General features: G+C 70.9%; 19 protein-coding genes and 1 pseudogene. 11 read left to right on the top strand and 9 right to left on the bottom strand.

The features are described from left to right. Positions 1-91: 91 nt before the first annotated feature. A complete protein-coding gene (locus ACZ7OU_RS12250; RefSeq protein ID WP_470241895.1) occupies positions 92-928 on the bottom strand; it encodes a TatD family hydrolase in 837 nt (278 codons plus the stop codon). Positions 929-937: 9 nt separating this feature from the next. Then, positions 938-2,734, bottom strand: a complete 1,797-nt coding sequence (gene metG, locus ACZ7OU_RS12245) for a methionine--tRNA ligase (RefSeq protein ID WP_470255102.1) — start codon at positions 2,732-2,734, stop codon at positions 938-940. Positions 2,735-2,787: 53 nt separating this feature from the next. On the opposite strand from metG, the gene ACZ7OU_RS12240 reads away from it, so the two are divergent. From ACZ7OU_RS12240 to ACZ7OU_RS12220, 5 genes are all read left to right on the top strand, one after another. Beyond that, positions 2,788-3,354: a PadR family transcriptional regulator gene (locus ACZ7OU_RS12240; RefSeq protein WP_470241897.1), complete on the top strand. Its 567-nt coding sequence runs from the start codon at positions 2,788-2,790 to the stop codon at positions 3,352-3,354. A 73-nt stretch (positions 3,355-3,427) separates the two neighbouring features. Further along, positions 3,428-4,405 carry an ATP-binding cassette domain-containing protein gene (locus ACZ7OU_RS12235; protein ID WP_470255101.1) on the top strand — a complete coding sequence of 326 codons (978 nt, stop codon included), beginning with the start codon at positions 3,428-3,430 and terminating at the stop codon, positions 4,403-4,405. Continuing rightward, positions 4,395-5,159 carry an ABC transporter permease gene (locus ACZ7OU_RS12230; RefSeq protein WP_470255100.1) on the top strand — a complete coding sequence of 255 codons (765 nt, stop codon included), beginning with the start codon at positions 4,395-4,397 and terminating at the stop codon, positions 5,157-5,159. The genes ACZ7OU_RS12235 and ACZ7OU_RS12230 overlap by 11 nt, the downstream gene beginning before the upstream one ends. A gap of 93 nt (positions 5,160-5,252) precedes the next feature. Further along, positions 5,253-5,867: a glycoside hydrolase family 25 protein gene (locus ACZ7OU_RS12225; RefSeq protein ID WP_470255099.1), complete on the top strand. Its 615-nt coding sequence runs from the start codon at positions 5,253-5,255 to the stop codon at positions 5,865-5,867. 19 nt (positions 5,868-5,886) lie between these two features. After that, on the top strand, positions 5,887-7,134 hold the full coding sequence (locus tag ACZ7OU_RS12220) for an aminodeoxychorismate synthase component I (protein ID WP_470255098.1): 1,248 nt from the start codon (positions 5,887-5,889) through the stop codon (positions 7,132-7,134). Here the strand turns inward: ACZ7OU_RS12220 and ACZ7OU_RS12215 are convergent. Then, a complete protein-coding gene (locus tag ACZ7OU_RS12215; protein ID WP_470255097.1) occupies positions 7,111-8,067 on the bottom strand; it encodes a quinone oxidoreductase family protein in 957 nt (318 codons plus the stop codon). The genes ACZ7OU_RS12220 and ACZ7OU_RS12215 overlap by 24 nt on opposite strands. Before the next feature lie 49 nt (positions 8,068-8,116). On the opposite strand from ACZ7OU_RS12215, the gene ACZ7OU_RS12210 reads away from it, so the two are divergent. Beyond that, the gene (locus ACZ7OU_RS12210; RefSeq protein ID WP_470255096.1) at positions 8,117-8,656 is read left to right on the top strand and encodes a QsdR family transcriptional regulator; all 540 of its coding nucleotides are present in this window, start codon (positions 8,117-8,119) and stop codon (positions 8,654-8,656) included. Here ACZ7OU_RS12210 and ACZ7OU_RS12205 read toward each other — a convergent pair. After that, a complete protein-coding gene (locus ACZ7OU_RS12205) occupies positions 8,653-11,016 on the bottom strand; it encodes a LamG domain-containing protein (protein ID WP_470255095.1) in 2,364 nt (787 codons plus the stop codon). The two genes, ACZ7OU_RS12210 and ACZ7OU_RS12205, sit on opposite strands and share 4 nt — an antisense overlap. Before the next feature lie 218 nt (positions 11,017-11,234). Then, positions 11,235-12,083: a 16S rRNA (cytidine(1402)-2'-O)-methyltransferase gene (gene rsmI / locus ACZ7OU_RS12200; RefSeq protein ID WP_470241905.1), complete on the bottom strand. Its 849-nt coding sequence runs from the start codon at positions 12,081-12,083 to the stop codon at positions 11,235-11,237. Between the two features lie 68 nt (positions 12,084-12,151). Here rsmI and ACZ7OU_RS12195 point away from each other — a divergent pair, with 68 nt between their 5' ends. Both ACZ7OU_RS12195 and ACZ7OU_RS12190 read left to right on the top strand, forming a co-directional pair. Beyond that, positions 12,152-13,720 (top strand): dolichyl-phosphate-mannose--protein mannosyltransferase, encoded by a 1,569-nt coding sequence (locus ACZ7OU_RS12195; protein WP_470241906.1) that lies wholly within the window; start codon positions 12,152-12,154, stop codon positions 13,718-13,720. A gap of 18 nt (positions 13,721-13,738) precedes the next feature. Beyond that, positions 13,739-13,948: pseudogene (locus ACZ7OU_RS12190) on the top strand (GNAT family N-acetyltransferase); the annotation flags it as partial. Here the strand turns inward: ACZ7OU_RS12190 and ACZ7OU_RS12185 are convergent. Continuing rightward, positions 13,920-14,633, bottom strand: coding sequence for an AraC family transcriptional regulator (locus tag ACZ7OU_RS12185; RefSeq protein WP_470255094.1), 714 nt, complete (start codon positions 14,631-14,633; stop codon positions 13,920-13,922). The pseudogene ACZ7OU_RS12190 and the gene ACZ7OU_RS12185 overlap by 29 nt on opposite strands. 76 nt (positions 14,634-14,709) lie before the next feature. Here ACZ7OU_RS12185 and ACZ7OU_RS12180 point away from each other — a divergent pair, with 76 nt between their 5' ends. Beyond that, on the top strand, positions 14,710-15,279 hold the full coding sequence (locus ACZ7OU_RS12180) for a class I SAM-dependent methyltransferase (RefSeq protein WP_470255093.1): 570 nt from the start codon (positions 14,710-14,712) through the stop codon (positions 15,277-15,279). Here ACZ7OU_RS12180 and ACZ7OU_RS12175 read toward each other — a convergent pair. Further along, the gene (locus tag ACZ7OU_RS12175) at positions 15,276-17,036 is read right to left on the bottom strand and encodes a serine/threonine-protein kinase (RefSeq protein ID WP_470255092.1); all 1,761 of its coding nucleotides are present in this window, start codon (positions 17,034-17,036) and stop codon (positions 15,276-15,278) included. The genes ACZ7OU_RS12180 and ACZ7OU_RS12175 overlap by 4 nt on opposite strands. A 185-nt stretch (positions 17,037-17,221) precedes the next feature. Here ACZ7OU_RS12175 and ACZ7OU_RS12170 point away from each other — a divergent pair, with 185 nt between their 5' ends. Continuing rightward, a complete protein-coding gene (locus tag ACZ7OU_RS12170) occupies positions 17,222-19,093 on the top strand; it encodes a propionyl-CoA synthetase (RefSeq protein WP_470255091.1) in 1,872 nt (623 codons plus the stop codon). A gap of 65 nt (positions 19,094-19,158) precedes the next feature. Next, complete coding sequence (locus tag ACZ7OU_RS12165) at positions 19,159-20,730, top strand: beta-N-acetylhexosaminidase (RefSeq protein ID WP_470255090.1); 1,572 nt, start codon at positions 19,159-19,161, stop codon at positions 20,728-20,730. A gap of 42 nt (positions 20,731-20,772) precedes the next feature. On the opposite strand, the gene ACZ7OU_RS12160 is transcribed toward ACZ7OU_RS12165, so the two are convergent. Together ACZ7OU_RS12160 and ACZ7OU_RS12155 are read right to left on the bottom strand one after the other, a co-directional pair. Continuing rightward, a complete protein-coding gene (locus ACZ7OU_RS12160) occupies positions 20,773-21,363 on the bottom strand; it encodes a TetR/AcrR family transcriptional regulator (RefSeq protein WP_470255089.1) in 591 nt (196 codons plus the stop codon). Further along, the gene (locus tag ACZ7OU_RS12155; RefSeq protein WP_470255088.1) at positions 21,353-22,036 is read right to left on the bottom strand and encodes an MOSC domain-containing protein; all 684 of its coding nucleotides are present in this window, start codon (positions 22,034-22,036) and stop codon (positions 21,353-21,355) included. Before ACZ7OU_RS12155 ends, ACZ7OU_RS12160 begins: the two co-directional genes overlap by 11 nt. Between the last annotated feature and the right edge of the window lie 20 nt (positions 22,037-22,056).

The raw sequence follows: 22,056 nt of genomic DNA, 5'->3' as shown, positions 1-22,056 counted from the left end.
CCCGCCGGGTTGCGCAAACACCCCCCGGAGTGTCGTGATCCCCGTCACTCCATCAGGTGGACGATCAAGGAACCCTGATGTCGCAATGCGTTCAACCCGTTGTGACACTGGGGAGTCGGTAGACCCGCTCGGCAGTGGTCCGGACCGATTCGGCGACTTCGTGGACAGCTTCGCCCCTGAGCGCCGCGAGGTGACGGACGGTGTAGGCCGCGCCGAACGGCTCGTTCGGCCGCCCACGGAACGGGTGGGGGGTCAGAAACGGTGCGTCGGTTTCGACGAGGTACTGGTCCGCCGGGCAGAGCCGGGCCGCCTCGTGGAGCCCCTTCGCGTTCTTGAACGTCACCGTGCCGGCGAAGGAAAGGACGTATCCCGCGTCGACGCACTTGCGCGCCATTTCCGCGTCTCCGGAAAAACAATGGAAGATTACGGCATTCGGCGCATTCTCTTCGGCCAGGATGCGCAGCACGTCGTCGTGCGCCTCGCGGTCGTGGATCATCAGCGGCTTGTCGAGCCGCTTGGCGAGGTCGATGTGCCAGCGGAACGCTTCCTGCTGGGCGTCGTGCGGGGAGTAGTCCCAGTAGTAGTCGAGGCCGGTCTCGCCGACGGCGACCACGCGCTCGTGGCCGGCCAGGCGCTCCACTTCGGACTTCTCGGCCTCGCCGAACTCCTTGGTGCGCGTCGGGTGGATCGCGACGGCGGCCCAGACCCGGCTGTCCCAGGTGGCGGCCTCGGCGGCCCAGCGGGCCGAGGCGAGGTCGTCCGCGACCGTGACGACGCGGGCGACGCCGGCGCGCTCGGCGCGGTCGACCATGGCCGTGACCTCGGCCGCGGTGACCGCGCCGCACGCGTCGAGATGGGTGTGCGCGTCCACCACCGACACCGGGAGCCGGTCCGGGACCGGCGGCAGCTCGCGCTTCTCGTCACCCATGCATACCTCTTACTCCTTGGTGATCGGCGCCCACTCCGGGCCGGTCTCGCCGAGCGCCGGGTCGAGCTTCGTGAACAGCGGCGACGGCTTCTGCAGGGGCTTGCCGACCTCGATCGGCTTCGACTCCCACTTGGCCTGCTCGCCCGCGTAGTCGCCGGTGAGGATCGGGTTGACCCGGCCGGCGATGTCGAGGTCGTCGACCTCTTTCAGCTCCGGCTGGGCGGCCCAGACGCCCGTGCCGCCGAGGGCCTCGTGCACCTTCTGGGCCGAGTGCGGCAGGAACGGCGTCAGCAGCGTGTTGGCGTCGGAGACGACCTGCAGCGCGGTGTGCAGCACCGTGTCACGCCGCGCGGGGTCGTCCTTGAGCTTCCACGGCTCCTGGTCGGAGATGTACTTGTTCGCCGCGGTGACGACCTTCATGGCCTCGCTCGCCGCCAGCTTGAACCGGGACCGGGCCAGGTGCGCGCCCGCGGTGTCGAAGGCCTTGCGGGACAGGGCCTTCAGGTCCTCGTCGGCCGCCGTCGGGGCCTCCGGGCGCGGGATGGCGCCGACGTTCTTGTGCGCCATCGAGATGGACCGGTTGACCAGGTTGCCCCACTCGTTGGCCAGCTCGAAGTTGGTCCGGCGGACGAACTCGTCCCAGGTGAAGTCGGTGTCCTGGGTCTCCGGGCCGGCCACCGAGATGAAGTACCGCAGCGTGTCCGGGCCGAAGTCGCGCAGGAAGTCCTCGACGTAGATGACGCGCCCGCGCGAGGTCGAGAACTTCGAGCCGCTCATGGTGAGGAACTCGCTGGAGACGATCTCGTCGGGCAGGTGCAGCTTGCCGTACTTGCCGGGCTCGCCACCCTTGTCGCCCTCGCCGTTGTGCCCGAACAGCAGGGCCGGCCAGATCTGGGCGTGGAAGGTGATGTTGTCCTTGCCCATGAAGTAGTACGACCGGGCGTCGGGGTTGTTCCACCACTCCTGCCACGCTTCCGGGTTGCCGGACCGGCGGGCCCACTCGACGCTGGCCGAGAAGTACCCGATCACCGCGTCGAACCAGACGTAGAACCGCTTCATCGGCTGGTCGCTCCAGCCGTCGAGCGGGATCTTGACGCCCCAGTCGAGGTCGCGGGTGATCGGCCGGGGCCGCATGTCGTCGATCAGGTTCTTGGTGAAGTTGAGGACGTTGGGGCGCCAGTCGGTCTTGGTGCCCAGCCAGTCGCCGAGGGTCTTGGTGAACGCCGGCAGGTCGAGGAAGTAGTGCTCGGTCTCGACGAACTTCGGCGTCTCGCCGTTGATCCGCGACTTCGGGTTGATCAGCTCCGCGGCGTCGAGCTGGTTGCCGCAGTTGTCGCACTGGTCGCCGCGCGCGCCGTCGTACCCGCAGATCGGGCAGGTGCCCTCGACGTAGCGGTCGGGCAGCGTGCGGCCGGTGGACGGGCTGATCGCCCCGCGCGTGGTCTTCGGCACGACGTAGCCGTTGCGGTGCAGCGCCAGGAAGATCTGCTGCGTCACCTCGGCGTGGTTGCCGGTCGTGGTCCGGGTGAACAGGTCGTAGGAGAGACCGAGGCCCTGCAGGTCGTTGCCGATCTGGCGGGTGTACTTGTCCGCCGTCAGCTGCGGGGTCGAGTTCTCCTTGTCGGCCTGGACCGTGATCGGGGTGCCGTGCTCGTCGGTGCCGGAGACCATGAGCACCCGGTTGCCGGCCATTCGCTGGTAGCGGGAGAAGACGTCGGACGGGACGCCGAATCCGGACACGTGGCCGATGTGGCGGGGGCCGTTGGCGTAGGGCCAGGCCACCGCTGTCAACACAGGGGTGCTCATACCTTATTAGCCTACGGAGGGCGTCACACGGATTGTCGAGAGGGAGGCCTGGGTTGTCGGCGACACGTCTGCTCGTGCTCGGGGTGGTGCGGATGTACGGCCGCGCGCACGGCTACCAGGTGCGGCGGGAGCTGCTCGGCTGGTCGGCGGACAAGTGGGCCAACGTCCAGCCCGGGTCGATCTACCACGCGCTGAAGAAGATGACCGCCGAAGACCTGCTGGAGCTGGTCGACGTCGAGCCGGGCGACGGCGGCCCCGACCGCACGGCCTACCGGCTCACCGACGTCGGCGAGCAGGAGTACCAGGTCCTGCTGTCGAAAGCGCTGTCCGATCCGGAGCTCAACCACCCGGACCTGTCGGCCGGGATCTCGCTGATGACGACGTTGCCGCGGGCCCGGGTGATCAACCTGCTCCGGCACCGGCTCGTGCACCTGGAGGCCGAGCAGCGGCAGGCGAAGCTGATGCTCGAAGAGATCAAGGCGAGCATGGAGCTGGGCACGCCCGAGCACGTCGGCGAGCTGTACCGGCTGTGGGGCGGGATCACCGACGCGAGCCTGACCTGGCTCGAAGGCCTGGTCGCCCGGCTCGAAGCGGGCGAGTACGTGATGGCCGGCGAGTAATCAAGTTTGACTAACACACTCCCTCCGGGGCACAGTGTGCGCTTCAAGTAGTCAAGTTTGATTAGGAGATCCCATGATCACGGCACGCGGTCTCGAGCGGCGGTTCCGCCGCAAGGGCCGCTCTGGGGGCGAAGTACACGCGGTGAAGGGCGTCGACCTCGACGTCGACGCGGGCGAGCTCGTCGGGTTCCTCGGACCGAACGGCGCCGGGAAGACGACCACGCTGCGCATGCTGACCACGCTGCTGAAGCCGACCGCGGGCACCGCGACCGTCGGCGGCCGCGACCTGCTGGCCGACCCGCTGGGGGTGCGGGAGCGCATCGGCTACGTCGCCCAGGGCGGCGGCACCTCGCCGGAGACCAGGGTCGCCGACGAGCTCGAGCTGCAGGGGCGGCTCTACCGGATGAGCAAGGCCGACGCGATCGCGCGCGGCGCCGAGCTGGCCGAGCAGCTCGACCTGACCGGGCTCGACCGGCGGCTGACCAGGACGCTGTCGGGCGGCCAGCGGCGGCGGCTCGACATCGCGCTCGGGCTGATCCACTCGCCGGGACTGGTGTTCCTCGACGAGCCGTCGACCGGGCTCGACCCGCAGAGCCGCGCCAACCTGTGGGAGCACATCCGCCGGCTGCGCACCGAACAGGGCGTCACGGTCTTCCTCACCACCCACTACCTCGACGAAGCCGACTCGCTGGCCGACCGGCTGATCGTCATCGACGACGGCCGGATCGTCGCCGAGGGCACGCCCGACGCACTCAAGGCGCAGGTCAACGGCGACCGCGTCGAAGTCGGCGTCGATCCGGAGCAGGGCGCGGACGCCGCCGAGATCGCCGGCCGGCTGGCGGGCGCGCACGAGCTGTCCGTGGCCGACGGCGAGGTGCGCTTCCGCGTGCCCCGCGGCGACGTCGCGCTACCGGAGCTGCTGCGGGCGCTCGACGCGAAGGACATCCCGATGCGCTCGATGCGGGTCCACCGGCCGACGCTCGACGACGTCTTCCTGACCCTGACCGGGCGCTCGCTGCGCGAAGCCGAGGAGGGCACCCGTGCTGCGTGACACCTGGCTGATCTTCCGCCGCGACATGACGGCGGCGCTGCGCAACCCGACCTGGCTGGTGATCGGGCTCGCCCAGCCGCTGATGTACCTCTTCTTCTTCGGCCCGCTGCTCGTGGACATGCTCGAGCGGGGCGGTGTCCCCGAAGTGGACGGCTGGATGCTCCTCACCCCGGCCCTGATCGCACAGCTGGCCCTGTTCGGCAGCTCGTTCGTCGGCTTCGGGCTGCTCGCCGACTACCGGGCGGGCGTGGTCGAGCGGTTCCGCGTGACCCCGGTGAGCCGGGTGGCGCTGCTGCTCGGCAAGGTGCTGGCCAGCTCGCTGCAGGCGGTGGTGCAGGCCGCGCTGATCATCGCGCTGGCGTACCTCGTGTTCGACCTGGACGCGCCGTTCTACGGAGTCCTGCTCAGCCTGGTGATCGTGTTCCTGCTGGCGACATCGCTGGCGTCGTGCTCCTACGCGCTGGCACTGACGTTGAAGAGCGAGGAGACGTTCCCGGCGTTCCTCAACGCCGTGCTGATGCCGTTGCTGCTGCTGTCCGGGATCCTCATCCCGATCACGTCGGGGAACGCACCGGCGTGGCTGTACACGGTTTCCCGGATCAACCCGTTCCGGCACGTGGTCGACGTCGAGCGGAACTCGTTCCGCGGCGACTTCACCATGGACGCGTTGTTCACCGGCAGCGTCGTGGTGCTGGCGATGGCGGTGGTGTCCGTGTGGTGGGGCACCCGAACGTTCCAAAAAGACAGCGCCTGATCAAAAAAGGCCTGATCAACCGGGTGTGGGTCACTGCGGGTCCGCTCCCGGCGACGTATGGTGTGCTCTTCATCTACGCGCCGGGGGCGGACTGTGACGGAGCCGGAAGCCGAGCTCGGCATCTCGCTGTCCCACCGCGAGCACGTCGCCGACTGGCAGGCCGTGCGCGCCGCGCAGACCCGGTTCGTCTCGGTGACGATCAGCGAGAACGTCAACTGGAGCAGCTCCGCCTCGGAACGAAACCTGGCCGGCGCGCAGGAAGCGGGGCTCCACGTCGGCGGCCGGCACTACGCGCGGCCCGGCGCGGTGCACGACCAGGCCGACCACTTCGTCCGGACGGCCAGCAGGCTCGGCGCGTTCGCGCCCGGCTCGCTGGCGCCGGCGCTGGAGGTGGCGGCGCCGAGCGTCGACGACCGCTTCATCAAGGCGTGGATCAAGTACGTCCGGCAGGCGGCGCGCATCGAGCGCGTGCTGGTCTACGCCGACTACGACTGCTGGCAGCACCGGCTGCACCCGGACCGCTGGGCCGACTCCGAGGTGGTGCTGTGGCTGATCCGGCACAACGGCATCCCGGGCCGGGCCGGCTGGTTCCACTCGCGACTCGGCGTGCACCAGCACGCGTGCGCGCCGGACGTCCCGGGCGTCGACGGGCCCGTGGAGCAGAACGCCGTCGTGTACCCGTTCACATTGGGCGACTTGCTGCTCTGACGTGTGGTGATATGTCGCCATGCGCGTGACGAGCAGGCCACTCCGGACGAACGTCACGCCCGCGCGCGCTTTCTCGGTACTTGCTCACCACAACGCCTCCCGCGGGCTCTCGCCGCCCGCGATGCTGTCCGGCGAGTGGTTCGGCGGCCACGCGGTGATCGCGCCCACCCTCGCCGTTTCTCCCCGTGACTTCCCTTCGCCCGGCGAAGTCGACGCCCCGCCCGGCGTGATCGGGGGCGGGTGGTTCGGCCATCTCTCGTACGACCTGGCGGATCCTTCCGGCCGGACCGGCGCGTTGCCGGCGTCCGCGTGGGGCTGGACGGACCACGTGCTGCGGTGGTCTTCGCCGGATACCTGCTACCTGGAGTCCCTGGACGGCGGCGAGCCTTCGGTGTCCACAATGGAGTCGCTGCTGGCCTCTTCTCCCGCCGATCTTTCCTGGACGGCCGGGCCGTTGCGGCGTCCGCTGCCGTCGGAACACCGGGACGCGGTGAAGGCGTGCGTGCACGCGATCGAGGCGGGCGAGCTGTTCCAGGCGAACATCTGCAGCCGGTTCACGGGGTCGTTCGCCGGCTCTCCCGCCGGGTTGTTCGCGGCCGGGGTGTCTTCGCTGGCGCCTCGCCGGGCGGCCTTCCTGTCCGGCCCGTGGGGGTCGGTGGTCTCGTTCTCGCCGGAGCTGTTCCTCGAGCGGCACGGCCGCGCGGTGCGGTCGACGCCGATCAAGGGGACGCTCCCCCGGCGCGGACCCGCCGACGACGGGAACGCCCTCCTGCTGCGGCAGTCCACAAAGGACGTCGCGGAGAACGTGATGATCACGGACCTGGTGCGCAACGACCTGGGGCGGGTGTGCGAAGTCGGGTCGGTGACGGTGCCGTCGCTGCTGCGGGTCCGCCCGGCGCCGGGTGTCTGGCACCTGGACTCGACGGTGACGGGCGTGCTGCGTCCGTCCGTTTCGGACGCCGAGCTGCTGGCGGCGACCTTCCCGCCCGGCTCGGTGACGGGCGCGCCGAAGATCCGCGCGCTCGACCTGATCGCCGCGCTGGAACCCTGCGGGCGCGGGGTCTACACGGGTGCGATCGGCCTGGTGTCGCCGGCGGCGGGGCTGGAGCTGAACGTCGCGATCCGGACGTTCGAGATCCGCGACGACGTCATCTCCCTCGGCGTCGGCGGCGGGATCACGGCGGATTCGGACCCGGAGGCGGAGTGGCAGGAGTGCCTCCACAAGGCGGCACCCCTGGAACGCCTACTTGCCGGGGTCGAGCAGTAGCTTGCCGACGGTCTTGCGGGAGCGCAGGGCCTCGTGCGCGCCGCGCGCGTCCGACAGGGCGAACTCGCCGCCGGGGATCGCCTTGAGCTTCTTCTGGAGCACCAGGTCGAACAGCTCGGTGAGGGCGGTCCCGAAGACGTTGCCGGGCAGGCGGAAGACGTGCGGCAGCCACATGCCGCTGATCGTCGTGCTGTGGCCGAGGAGGTTGCGCATCTCGACCGGCTTGGGGTTCTCCCGCCCGGCCATGCCGTAGAAGGCCAGCCGGCCGAACGGCGCGAGCGCGGCGATGCTCTGGTCGGTGGTCGTGCCGCCGACCATGTCGAGCACGACGTCGACGCGGCGGCCGTTGGCGTCGAGGAGCGCCTCGGTCATGTCCTCCGCGCGCGAGTCGACGGCGACGTCGGCGCCCAGTTCGAGGGCGAGGGCGCGCTTCTCCTCGCTGCTGGCGGTGGCGATGACGCGGCCGGCACCCCAGGCCTTGGCGAGCTGCACGGCGATGGTCCCGACCCCACCGGCGGCGGCGTGCACGACGACCGATTCGCCCTTTTCGAGGTGGGCGTTCTTGCGCAGGAGGACCCAGGCGGTGGCGCCCTGGACCAGCATGGACAAGGCGGTGAGGTCATCGATGCCGTCGGGAACGGGGAAGGTGGTCGCCTCGGGCGCGACGGCCTTCTCGGCGTAGCCGCCCCCACCGTTCAGGAGGGCGACGACGCGCTTGCCTTCGGGGGTCCGCCCGACGACCTCACCACCGGGAACGAGCGGCAGCTTGGACGGCGCGAGGTAGCTGTTCTCGGCCTGGTGGGTATCGGCGTAGTTGACCCCGATGCGGTCGACGTCGATGAGGACCTCGCCCGGGCCGGCCACGGGATCGGGCAGTTCGACCGGCGTGAGCACCTCGGGTCCGCCGAACTCGGTCACCTGCACTGCGCGCATGTCGCTGTCCCTCTCGCCGTCCGCCGTTCGATGTGAGACATTCTGACATATGTCTCACTCAGCTGCGTTCGCCCTGGCCCGCGACTGGTTCCTGGCCGGTCGGCGCGTGGACATGGGCGAGCTGGCGGAGGCGCTGTCGATCAGCCGCGCGACCCTGCACCGGCGGGTGGGATCGCGGGACCTCCTCCTGGGCGAGATCCTGTGGTCGCTGTCGTCGGCTTCGATCGCCCGGCTGCTGCCCTCGTGCTCGGGTCGCGGGGCTGCCGGGGTGGCTGACTTCGTGAGCGGGTACGTGCGGTCCGCGAACGAGTCGCCGCCTTTTCGGGACTTCTTGCGCCGGGAGCCTGAGCGGGCTTTGCGGCTGCTGACGACACGCGCAAGCGTTTGCCAGCAGCGGACGACGGCGGAGCTTTCGAACCTGCTGGCTTCGGAGGTCGCGGCCGGGCGGCTGGTGCCGCCGTTGCCGGTGCCGGACCTGGCTTACCTGCTGGTGCGGATCGGCGAGTCTTTTGTGTACACGGACGTGATCACCGGGGATGCGCCCGATGCGGAGAAGGCGCATGCCGCGGTGACCGCGTTGCTGACCTAGGGGTGGTCGAGGATCACGTCGACGTTGATGTGCTGCTCGTCGAGCACGCCGCTGTAGACGCGGACACCTCGCAGGTCGCCGTACCAGTAGTCGCTGTCCTGGCCGTTGGACCGGGCGCGCCCGAGGAAGAGGTCCTCGAGGTCGCTCGCGCCGTTCCCGACGGTGACGCCGTCGACGCACTTCGGGCTGTACTGCCGCTCGTCCGTCGTCGCGTACAGGCACGCCTGGTGCGTCACCGCGTCGTACGTCCCGGCGAGGTGCGTCCAGACGCCGGACTCGGCGTCCCCGTCCGGCGTCACCTGGGCCGTCCCGAGCGTCCAGTTCCAGGCGGGGTGCCAGGCGCCGTTCGCGTCCTGCGCGCCGCGGTAGCCCAGGAGGTACGGCGAGGTGGACGCGCTGTTCGCCCCGAGCGCCGTGCGGCCGGCCTTGTCCACGCCGGCGGGGTCGGACGGGTCACGCTGCTGCTCCCGCTCGACGTCCGCCTCGGTCCAGGTGTGCTTGACCCAGGCTTCGGCGGTGAAGCTCCGGTCGCTGCGGAAGTTCTGCGGGCGCGGCCCTTCGACCTGGGCGCCGCCGTCGAACGGGAAGCGGGCGACGTTCGCGCCGTTGTCGTCGGTCGTCAGCTGGAAGCTCCCGGCCGGGGTGCCCGTGACGCCGCTGACGGTGTCCGTCGTGGTGCCGTCGAGCTGGTAGTTCGCCCGCAGCACGGCGGTGTTGGCGAGCTCGGCCACTTCGGCGGACGGCACCGCGCGGTCCCACACCTGGACCTGGTCGATCGAGCCCGTGAAGGCGCCGATCCGGAACGGGCCGGTCGACCGCCACGCGGTGCCCGCCGGGATCGTCGTTTCGGCGGCGAGTGCGCCGTTGACGTAGAGCCGTTCCTTGCCCGCGACCACGTCGTGGACGCCGGTCAGGTGGGTCCACTTCCCGAGGTGCGGGGTGACGGACGTCTTCGCCCACCGCCAGTGCCCTCCGGCGGTGCTCAGCCCGAACTCGAGGCTGTCGGACGTGGCACCGAGGCTGAACGCGTCGCCGGAGGCGCCTCCCTGTGCGGCGAAGGTGTAGCAGCCGGGCTTGTCCAGCTTCACCCAGGCCGAAACCGCCAGGCTCCCCGCGGTGTCCACCACCGGGGACGACGTCGCCACGCCGGTGCCTGCCAGCGCCTGCCCCTGGCCGTGCCCGATCGAGTCGTCGGTCGCGGACCGGCCCGGCGAATCCGAGTAGCCGGGGCCGTAGGCGACGCTCGTCCCCGTCACCGTGCCGTCGGCGCCGGTGGCGTCGGCCGTGTCACCGTCCAATGTGTACTCACGAACAGCGGGAAGTCCCCCCGGGACGCCGTTCTGGCTGTAGAGGGTGGTGACATCGGCGGCGGAAAGGGCACGCCCGAAGGCCGCCACCTCGTCGATCGCGCCGTGGAACAGGTTCGCCCGGGCGCCCGCGACCAGGCCGCCGCCGAGGACCAGCGGGCCCACCCCGCCCGAAGCCGTGGCCGGGACCGTCTGCTGGGCTTGGCCGTCGACGTACAGAGTCGCCGTGTGGGCCGTCGCGTCGTAGACGCCCGCGAGGTGTGTCCAAGTGCCCGCGGCCGGAGCCGTCGTGGAGACCGCCGACCGCACGACCGGGTTCGCGACGTCCGAGCCGCTCAGGCTGAACGCCCACTTGCCGGTTTCCAGGTACTGCAGGGCGAACCCGCTCGTCCGGGTGCCGTCCTGCGACAGCACCACCCGCCGCTCGCCCAGGTCGGCCGCGTCGACCCAGGCTGACACCGAGAACGACTTGCCGAGGTCCACGACCCGCGCGCTCGTCGCGAAGTAGTCACCGGGCAGGCCGCTCAGGGTCGCCGCCTGGCCGAGCTTGCCCGGCGCGAAACCACCCGAACCGGCGCCCGCGTAGCGCAGGCCGGCGAACTGCGAGCGGCCGTCACCCTCGAACTGCCACGCCGCCACCGGGGCCGCGGCGTCCTTGACCAGGAACGAGTAGTCGGTCCGCGCCGACGGCGTCTTCGCGGCGTCGCACGCCCACGCGCTCAGCACGTGCGAGCCCGAGCTGGCGGGCGCGATGGCCGTAGTGGCGGGACCGTGGGGCACCTTCGGCGTCACCGTGCCGGCCTCGACGCCGTCGCAGCTCGGCGCGACCGAGTTGTCCAGCCGCCAGACGTAGTAGTCGACCGGGGACCCGGTGCCGGCCGGCGTGAACGTGAAGTCACCGGGCTGGCCGGGACCGCCGCCGAACCCACCGGCCGGGTACGTCGACGAGGAGACCACGGGCGGGGCCGGCTCGACGGCCGCCGCTTCGGCCGGACGCGCGAAGGCCGCGGCGGGGACGATCCCGGATACCACGGCCAGCACGAGGAAACTCACGCCACGGCCGGATCTCGACCGGGAAGCACGCACGACGGAAGACACGCGGAAACCCCTCCTCCGCGGCCTGGACAGTCCTGGCCGCGCCCAAGAGGAACGATCGCCGATGATCGACTGCGGCGGTAGCGGCCGAATGGCTCAATATTCGGATTTGACCTGGGACAAAACAGACATTGCCCTTCCGGCGTGATCACCGGGGATGCGCGTCATCCCGGTCACTACGCCTTCCGCGCCAGCAGGACGGCGTCGTAAAGCTCCTTTTTGGACACCCCAGCGGCCTCGGCGACCTCCGCCGCCGCGGTCTTCAGGCGCTCGCCCGCCGCCACTCGGGAAGAGACCTCCGAAACCAGGTCCGCCACCGAGACCTCCCGCGGCTCCGCCCCGGAAAGCACCACCGTGATCTCCCCGCGCACACCCTCCGCGGCCCAGGAAGCCAGCGACGACAGACTCCCCCGCTTCACCTCTTCATACGTCTTCGTCAGCTCACGGCACACCGCGGCGGGCCGATCCGGGCCCAGCACCGAAACCGCGTCCGCCAGCAACGACGCCACCCGGTGCGGCGACTCGAAGAACACCACCGTCCGAGGCTCGTCACGAAGCGACGTGAGCCAGCGGGACCGCTCCCCAGGCTTGCGCGGCGCGAAGCCCTCGAAACAAAACCGATCACACGGCAAACCGGACAAAGCGAGCGCCGTCGTCACCGCGGACGGGCCCGGCAGGCACGTCACCGGGATATCCGCCGCGACGCACGCCGACACCAGGCGGAAGCCCGGATCGGACACACTGGGCATACCGGCGTCCGTCACCAGCACCACCGTCTCGCCCGCGCGTAACGATTCGAGCAACTTGGGCAGGCGCGCCGTCTCGACGTCTTCGTAGAAGCTCACCACGCGGCCTCGCGGAGTCACCTCCAGTGCCGATGCCAGCGAGCGGAACCGGCGGGTGTCCTCGGCCGCTATGACGTCGGCTTCCGCCAGCGCTTCCGCCAGGCGGGGCGAGGCGTCGCGGACGTCGCCGAGCGGGGTTGCGGCCAGGACGAGACGACCGGGAACAAGCGAGGCACTCACCGGGCCAGCCTAGGCTGATCAGCGGATCCGGACGACGCACGCCCTGCCCCGCCCGTAGGATCGCCCCCGTGACCGCCGTGCTGACCCGTCCCGACGACGAAAGCGTCCGGCCGGACCCGGTCGAGGCGCTCCGGCCGCCGACCGACCGCGAAGTGACCCTGCTCGGCCGCGGCATGCCGGCCGACCGGCTGCGCGGCTGGGTCGTCACCCTCGTGCTGACCCTCATCGGCGGCATCGTCCGGCTGCAGAACCTGGGCGTGCCGACGGACAAGGGCAGCCCGGTCTTCGACGAGAAGCACTACGTCCCGCAGGCGTGGCAGATGCTGCGCAACGGCGGTTACGAGGACAACTACGGCTACGAGCTGGTCGTCCACCCGCCGCTGGCCAAGCAGCTGATCGCGATCGGCGAATGGCTGTTCGGCTACAACGGCTGGGGCTGGCGGATCATGCCCGCGCTGGCCGGCACGCTCATCGTCTTCCTGACCATCCGCATCGCCCGCCGCCTGACCCGCTCGACGCTGCTCGGCGGCATCGCCGGCATCCTCGTGATCAGCGACGGCGTGCTGCACCTGCAGTCGCGCATGGGCATGCTCGACATCTTCATCGCGCTGTTCGTGCTCGCCGCGTTCGCCTGCCTGCTGGTCGACCGCGACCAGGTGCGCACCCGGCTCGCGACGGCGGTCCGCGAAGGCTGGGTCAACGAGTCCGTGTGGGGCCCCAAGCTGGGCTTCCGCTGGTGGCGGTTCGCGACCGGGCTGATGATCGGGCTGACCTTCGGCGTCAAGTGGTCGGCGCTGTACTACATCGTCGCGTTCGGGCTGCTGTGCGTATTCTTCGACGTCGCGGCGCGGCGCGCGGCCGGCGTCGAACGGCCGTGGCTCGGCACGATCCGCCGGGACGTGCTGCCCGCGCTCTGGGCGATCCTGCTCGTCCCGTTCCTCATGTACCTCGCCGCGTACTGGGCGTGGTTCGCGAGCGAGACCGCGACCGACCGGCACTACACCGAGATCAAGGACATCGCGCCGGGCATCTGGTCGTGGGTGCCGGCGTCGCTGCGTTCGCTCGCCGACTACACCGGCAACGTCCTGCACTTCCACGAAACGCTGGTCACGCCCAAGGACAACCCGCACCCGTGGGAGTCGAAGCCGTGGACGTGGCCGATGGGGCTGCGCCCGATGCTCTACAGCTACGACGGCGAGGTCACCGGCTGCGGCGAGTCCCGCTGCGTCAGCGCGACGATGCTGATCGGCACACCGGCGATGTGGTGGCTGGCCATCCCGATGCTGGGCTGGTCGGTCTGGCGCTCGATCTTCCGCGCGGACTGGCGCTACGCGGCGGTCCTGGTGGGCTACCTCGGCGGGTACGTCTTCTGGTTCACCAACATCGACCGCCAGATGTACTTCTTCTACGCGACCCCGCTGGCGGCGTTCCTCGTGCTGGGGTTGACGTTGTGCCTCGGCCAGATCCTGGGCAGCGCCCGGCGCGGGTTCGAAAGACGCGGGACCGGTCTGCTCGTGGTGTCGCTGTACGTGGGCCTGGTGGTGGCGAACTTCGCCTGGCTGTGGCCGATCCTGAACGGGGTTGCGATCACCACGGGCCACTGGGAAGCCGAACGCTGGCTGCCCTCCTGGCGGTAGGGCTGGCCGACCGCGCGAGGGCGCGGGCACGCCACCGCCCTGCTGCGGACGAGCCTGCTGGTCGCCCGCGAGGCCGGCCTCGACGACGCCCTGCTGACCTGCGCTCCCGAGAACCACGCGTCGCGGCGCGTGATCGAGCGCAACGGCGGTGTCCTGGCGGACACCAGTTCCGCCAGACGGCTGCGGTACTGGTGCCGGCTCAGCCCGCGAAGTACGCCCCCGGCGTGACCCCGACGGCGCGCCGGAACGCGGCTACGAACGCGCTCGCCGAGCTGTAGCCCACCCGGTGGGCCACCGCCTCCAGCGGCGAGCCCTGCGCCAGCAACGGCAGCGACGCACGCAGCCGCACCTGCGTGCGCCACGTCCCGAACGGCATCCGGCACTCGCGGACGAAGATGCGCGCCAACGTCCGCTCCGCCGCCCCGACGTCCCGCCCGAACTCCGCGAGGCTGCGCGGGTCCGCCGGGTTCTGCAGCACCGCCGTCTCGACGTCGCGGGCGCGTGGGTCGGCCGGGGAGGGCACCACGATCGGGACCACTTCCAGGGGCTCCAGCAGGTCGAACGCCACCGCCTCGGCCCGCAGCCGCGCCGCCGGGGCCACGCTGTCGCCGGTCAGGTACTCCAGGAGCTCGCGCAGCAGCGGGCGGACGACCACCAGCCGGGGAACGGGCCACGACACCGGGGACAACGCGGGATCGGCGTAGATGCCGCGCAGCGCCGCCCGGCCGAGCGCGCCCGTGCGGTGCTGGACGCCCGCCGGGATCCACAGGGCGCGGGTCGGCGGGAGCACCCAGCCCGCGTCACCGGACTTCACCGCGACGACGCCGCGGGCCGACCAGACCAGCTGGTGCACCGGGTGCTCGTGCCACGGGAACCAGGTGCCGGCGGGCAGGTCGACCTCGCCGAGGAGCATGGCTTGACCGTTTGGCGACATCATTTGTCAGGCTATCGGCTACCAGCCACCAGCACGCGGAAATAGCGTCGGACGCATGCCGATGAACCTGATCCACCGCAAGATCTGCAGCTCGGAGAAGTGGGCGGCGACCGTCGAGGAGCGCCTCACGCCGTGGCTGGAGGACCGGAACCTGGGCGACGACGTGCTGGAGATCGGGCCCGGGTTCGGCGCCACGACGAAGGTGCTGCTCGACGCCGTCCCGAAGCTGACGGTGCTGGAGATCGACCACGCGTCGACTGAGCTGCTGCGGGCGAAGTACGGCGACCGCGCCGAGGTCGTCGAGGGCAGCGGTGCGGAAATGCCGTTCGAGAGCGGCCGGTTCTCGGCCGTCGTCTGCTTCACGATGCTGCACCACGTGCCGACCAGGCAGCTGCAGGACGCGATCTTCGCCGAGGCCGCGCGGGTCCTGCGCCCGGGCGGCACGTACTGCGGCAGCGACGGCCAGCTCAACCTGCGCTTCCGGCTCCTGCACATCGGCGACACGATGAACGTGATCGACGCGCCGACGTTCCCCGGCCGGCTCGAGAAGGCGGGGTTTGAGCAGGTCAGCGTCGACCTCCGGCCGAAGGAACTGCTGATCTTCGAGGCCGTGAAGCCCGGCTAGCGGCGGGGCAGCTGGTTCCCCGGCTGACGCGGCACCACCCGCGTCACCGGCCCGTCGGCCGACTTGCCGGCCCGTGACAGCCAGCCCTCGACCTCGCGCCGCACGGCGCTCAGCGTCGGACGGCGACGCGGCTCCGGGTCCAGCGAAGCCGCCAGCAGCCGCGCGTGTGCGCTGCGCTGGGGCAGGCGGGACACCGGTTCGGCGCGGGCCGCGGCCATCAGGGCCGCCATCGGCGTCTCGCGGGTGCCGCGCGGGGGCTGGCCCGACAGCGCGTAGCTGATCGTCGCCGCCAGCTGCCACGCGTCCGACGCCGGGGACGCCGTCGCGCCCATCGCCTGCTCCGGGGCCACGAAGTCGGGCGTGCCGATCATCATGCCGGTCGCCGTCATCTTCGAGTCGCCCTGGCTGCGGGCGATGCCGAAGTCGATCAGGTGGGCCAGGCCGCTCGGGTCGAGGATGACGTTCGACGGCTTGATGTCGCGGTGCAGGACGCCCTTCTCGTGCGCCGCGGCGAGCGCGCCCGCCATCGTCGCCCACAGGCGCCCGGCGGCGACGTCGTCGAGCGGACCCTGGCCGTCGACCAGCTCGGCCAGCGGACGGCCTTCGAGGTACTCCATGACCAGCGCGAGCCCGTCCGGCTCCTCGGCCAGGTCGTACACCTTGACGCAGTTGGGGTGGCTCACCACGGCCAGCGCGCGGGCCTCGCGCTGCATGCGCTCGGCGGTGTCGCGGTCCGGCGCGTGCGCGATCTTCAGCGCGACCGTGCGGTTCAGCTGGGTGTCGACGGCCTGCCAGACCGTGCCGAAACCACCCGCGCCGAGCTGCTTGACGCGCCGGTAGCGGCTGCCGCCGGCGTTGCGCGAGCCGGGCGGCGGCGGGATCGGGCCGGGGGCCGCGGCCAGCGCGCCGGCCATCGGCGGGGGTTCGGGAGCGGCCGCCAGCGCCGTCTTCGGGTACGGCCGGTTGACCGGAGGCGGCGGCGGTGGCGGCGGGGTCGGGCGCGGCTGGACCTGCGACGGCGGCGGCCCCTGCGGCTCCTGGTCGCGGCGCGGCGGCGCGTCCGACCGGTTGATCACCGACCACGGCGGCGGCCCGACCATCGCGACCGGGATCAGGCCCAGCACGCTGAACGGCAGGAAACCCAGGAAGAAGTGCAGGGCGGTGTTGGCCTCCATGCCGACGCTGAACACGAGCATCGCGGCGAACGGGATCCAGAAGAACCGCGACGGCCACTTCGGGCCGCGACGGAAGGCCGTGCGGCCCTGCAGCATCACGAACAGCAGCGAACCGGCGCCCAGCACGACGAAGGCCGCCAGGTAGACGAAGACCGGGAGGTCGTCGGGGCCGGTGCTGCCGGCGGAAAAGACGTCGAAGACGGTCTGCCGCCCGCCCAGGTACGACTTCTGGTTGTCCACCCAGCAGAAACCGCTGGTCAACGTGGACGTCTCCGTCTTGGACAGCCCGGACTTCTGGTTCGAGAACTCCGCCCGGAACACGCCGGACACGCCGTTGGACAGCAGCCACGGCAGGATGAGCGCGCTGAACAGCCCGATCGCGGCGAAGACGCCCAGCGTCGTGACGTCGTAGCGGTTGCCCGTGCCCTTCCGGATGATCGACACGGCCAGCGCGCCGATCGGCGGCAGCAGTGCGACGAGCGCGCCGGCCGCACTCGTGGCCCAGACCCAGTCGCCGGGGCAGAAGCCCGGGCCGAACAAGGAATGGGCTAGCGAGAGCAACGCGCTCGCGAGTCCGTTCACCGCCGGGCTCCCCTCACTGTCCGTATTCGCTTGGTACCGCCACACGGCGTTTTCCTGCGGTCCAGCTTAGGACGCAGCCGGCCGCCGTTGGGTTGCCGGGTCTTCAGGGTGCCCGGAATCCGGCGAGCCCGCCGCCCGCGCGTCATGATGGGGTCGGAGCGGACGTCCGACGCGAAGGAGCGGGAATGGGTGCGTACTCCGAGGCCTACCAGCGGAGCCTGACCGAGCCGGACGCGTTCTGGCTGGAAGCGGCCGGGAAAATCAGCTGGACGAAGGCGCCGGAACGGGCCCTGGACGACTCGAACCCACCCTTCTACCGGTGGTTCCCGGACGCCGAGCTGAACACCTCGTACAACGCGCTCGACCGGCACGTCGAGGCCGGCCGGGGCGACCAGGCCGCGCTGATCTGGGACTCTCCCGTGACCGGACGGCAACGCACCTACACCTACGAAGAGCTGCGGGACGCGGTCGCGCGGTTCGCCGGTGCGCTCAGCTCCCTGGGGGTCACGAAGGGTGACCGGGTCATCGTCTACCTGCCGATGGTGCCCGAAGCCGCGATCGCCATGCTGGCCTGCGCGCGGATCGGCGCGGTGCACTCCGTGGTCTTCGGCGGGTTCGCGCCCAAGGAGCTCGCGGCGCGGATCGAGGACGCGAAGCCGAAGGTGATCCTGGCGGCGTCCTGCGGCATCGAGCCGACGCGCGTGGTCGAGTACAAGCCGATCATCGACGGCGCGCTCGCGATGACCGAGCACCAGCCCGACCACGTCGTCGTGCTGCAGCGCGAGCAGGCGCCGGCCGAGCTGACCGGCCGTGACCTCGACTGGGCCGAGCTGGCGGCGGGCGCCACCCCGGCCGAGCCGGTGCCGGTCGCGGCCACCGACCCGCTCTACATCCTTTACACGTCCGGGACCACCGGGAAGCCGAAGGGCGTCGTCCGCGACACCGGCGGCCACGCGGTCGCGCTCGCCTACTCGATGGACGCGGTCTACGACGTCCACGCCGGTGACGTCTGGTGGACGGCGTCCGACGTCGGCTGGGTGGTCGGGCACTCCTACATCGTGTACGCGCCGCTGCTGGCCGGCGCGACGACCGTGCTCTACGAGGGCAAGCCGGTCGGGACGCCGGACGCGGGCGCGTTCTGGCGGGTCATCGCCGAGCACGGCGTCCAGGCGCTGTTCACCGCGCCGACCGCGCTGCGGGCGATCAAGAAGGTCGACCCGGACGCCCGTGAGCTCGAAAAGCACGACCTCAAGGCGTTCAAGACGCTGTTCATGGCCGGCGAGCGGCTCGACCCGGAGACCTACCACTGGGCGCACGAGAAGCTCGGCACGCCGGTCATCGACCACTGGTGGCAGACCGAAACCGGCTGGGCGATCGCGGCCAACCTCCGCGGTGTCGAGCCGATGGAGGTCAAGCCCGGTTCGGCGACCAAGCCCGTCCCCGGCTGGGACGTCCGGATCCTCGACCAGGCCGGCGACGAGCTGCCGGCCGGCCGCGAAGGCGCCATCACGGTGAAGCTGCCGCTGCCGCCGGGTTCGCTGCCGACGCTGTGGGGCGACGACGAGCGCTACCGCGAGGCCTACCTCTCCCGCTACGACGGCTACTACCTGACCGGCGACTCCGGCTACCTCGACGAAGACGGCTACCTGTTCGTCATGGGCCGCACCGACGACGTCATCAACGTCGCCGGGCACCGGCTTTCGACGGGTTCGATGGAGGCCGTGCTGGCCTCGCACCCCGCCGTCGCGGAGTGCGCCGTCATCGGCGTCGCCGACCAGCTCAAGGGCCAGCTGCCCCGCGGGTTCGTCGTGCTCAAAGCGGGCCAGGACATCGCCGAGGAGCAGCTGCGGGACGAACTGGTGGCGATGGTCCGCCGGGACATCGGGCCGGTCGCCGCGTTCCGCGACGTGTCCATTGTGGACGCCCTGCCGAAGACGCGGTCCGGGAAGATCCTGCGCAAGACCATGCGCGCGATCGCCGACGGCCGCGACGAAGCCGTGCCCTCCACGATCGAAGACCCGGGCGTGCTCGACGCGATCCGGGCCGCCCTTCGTTAAGAGCTGTTCCAAATACCCCGGCTGGTCTGTACCTTTGGGTGGAGTCCCCGACCGGAGGTGCCCTGATGCGCTTGTCCAGAGCCGTCTTGACCACGGCGATCGTGAGTCTGACGGCAGTCGGCCTGCCCGCCGCCGCAGCAACGGCCCCAGCCCCTGCCGCTCCAGAACGCAGCGTGACCGACGTCGTCCCGGCGCCCGTCTCGGCGAAGGCCGACCCGCGGGGCGACTTCAAGCTGACGCCGTTCACCGTCATCAGCGCCGACCGCGGCGCCGGCCAGGTCGCGGACTACCTGCGCGGCCTGCTCCACCCGGCCACCGGCTACCCGCTGCCGGTCGTGCCGCGCGCGTGGGGCGTCCCCGCGATCTCGCTGCAGCTCGGGCACGACGCCCGGACCAGCACCGAGGGTTACGAGCTGAAGGTCTCCCACGACGGCGTCTCGCTGAAGGCCAACACCGCGGACGGGCTCTTCGAGGGCGTCCAGTCGCTGCGGCAGCTGCTGCCGTCCGCGATCGACGCGAAACGCGTCCAGCACCGGACGTGGACGGTCGCCGGCGGCACGATCCTCGACTACCCGCGCTTCGGCGAGCGCGGCGCGATGCTCGACGTCGCCCGGCACTTCTTCCAGCCGGACCAGGTCAAGCTGTACATCGACCAGATCGCCCAGTACAAGATCAACACCCTGCACCTGCACCTCGCGGACGACCAGGGCTGGCGCATCGAGATCAAGAGCTGGCCGAAGCTCGCGACCGTCGGCGGCAAGACGGCGGTCGACGGCGATCCGGGCGGCTACTACACGCAGAAGCAGTACAAGGACATCGTCGCGTACGCGGCTTCGCGGCACATCACGGTGATCCCGGAGATCGACATGCCGGGCCACACGAACGCGGCGCAGTCGACGTACGCGGAGCTGAACTGCGACGGCAAGGCCGTCCCGGTCCGCACGGACACCGAGGTCGGCTACAGCTCGCTGTGCATCTCCTCGCCGATCACGTACAAGTTCGTCGACGACGTCGTGCGCGAGCTGGCGGCGATCACGCCGGGCCAGTACCTGCACATCGGCGGCGACGAGGCGCACGCGACGCCGCCCGCGGACTACCTGACCTTCCAGCAGAAGGTGCAGCCGATCGTCGCCAAGTACGGCAAGAAGGTCACCGGCTGGCACGAGATCGCGAAGTCGAACCTGCCGGTGTCGGCCGTCCCGCAGTACTGGGACTTCGGCGGCGACAACGAGTCCGTCGCGGCCGCCGCGGCCCGGGGCAACAAGATCCTGATGTCGCCGGCGAACTTCGCGTACCTGGACATGAAGTACAACCCCGACACCCCGCTGGGCCAGGACTGGGCCGCGCTGGTCGAGGTTCGCGACGGGTACAACTGGGATCCCGCGTCACTGGTGACGGGCGTCGGTGAGAAGCAGGTCGCGGGTGTCGAGGCGCCGCTGTGGACGGAGACCATCCGCACGAGCAACGACATCGAGTACATGGCGTTCCCGCGGCTGCCGGGGATCGCGGAGATCGGCTGGTCCCCGAAGTCGACGCACAACTGGGACGCCTACCGGCTGCGGCTGGCCAAGCAGGCCCCGCGCTGGGTGACCCAGGGCATCGACTTCTACCGCAGCCCGCAGGTCGACTGGAAGTAAGCGGTCGTGAGTGAGAAACAGTGTTAGAACACTGTTTCTCACTCACGACAGTCTTGCGCGGATCGCTCGCCTGGCCAGGGCATAGGCCCGCGTTCCGCCGTTCAGCACCGCGTCCGCGTTCGCCGCGCGGCCCAGCGCGTGCAGCTCGAAGGCCAGGACCTCCGCGTCGGCGTCCAAGTGGCCGAGTGAGACCGCCTCGAAGGCCGTCTCGCGGATGAACGTCGCGAACGAGCCGCTCGCCGCCGCCACCGCGTCGTGCACCCGGCCGGGGCGGGCGTCGAACTCCGCGCCGACGTTGAAGAAGAAGCACCCACCCGGGAAGATGCGCTTTTCCGAGTAGTCCAGCCAGTTCTCGCAGATCGCGCGCAGCCGCGGCAGGCCCGGCGAGACCGCCGACGCGGGCGTCACGACGTACGAACGGAAGATCTCCAACGCCGCTTCGACCGTCGCGAGCTGCAGCTCCTCCTTGGAGCCGAACAGCGCGAACACGCCGCTCTTGCTCAGCTCCAGCTCGGTGGCCAGCCGGCCGAGGGACAGCCCGTCGAGGCCGTCCACCGACGCGACGTCCGCCGCCCGGCGCAGCACCAGCCGGCGGGTGGCGTCGCCGCGGGCGACCCGGCCGTCAGCCGGCACGCCGCGCCCGCCAGCGGTCCACAGTGGACTGGATGCCGGTGCTCCACTGCTCCGCCAGCCCCGGGGTCGCCAGCACGCGGTCGGCGAAGTCCAGCGCCGCCCCGATGCGCTCCGGCGGCAGCTGTCCGTAGTTGGCGAACGAGATGACGTACACCTCGGCGATCGTCGGCGCGGCCGCGCGCTCGACCAGCTCGAGCGCGCCCGACGTCGGCACGATCCCCGGCCGCAGCACGCGCAGGTACCAGCCGGAGCGCAGGGAGTCGATCATCGCCGGGGTGATGTCCTTGCGACCGGTCTTCATCGCGAGCTTGTAGCACGGCGACCGCGGCTGCGAGACCTGCACGAGCGCGTCGCCCCAGGCCCAGACGTCTCCGATCCGCACGTCGTCCTCTGTGACGCCGGACAGCGAGATGTTCTCGCCGAAGTCGGCCGTCGACACCTCGAAGCCGTCCTCGCGCCAGGCCGCGTAGTGCTCGGCCGGGTAGACGTAGACCGCCTTGTCGGGGCCGCCGTGCACGGTGAGGTCGGCCTGCCGGTCGCCGTCGAGGTTCAGCTCGGTCAGCTGCAGCTCCGGCGCCGTGACCAGCGCCTTCGTGATCCCGCTCAGCACCGGCAGCTCGCGCCGGTACCCCAGGACGCTCGGTTCGCCCACGTAGACGCTGTCGACGTTCATGCCTCCGAAGATAGCACGAC

Source organism: Amycolatopsis sp. NPDC114505, assembly GCF_055633615.1.
The sequence above is the reverse complement of the archived record's forward strand: the minus strand, read 5'-3'. Positions and strand labels throughout refer to the sequence as shown.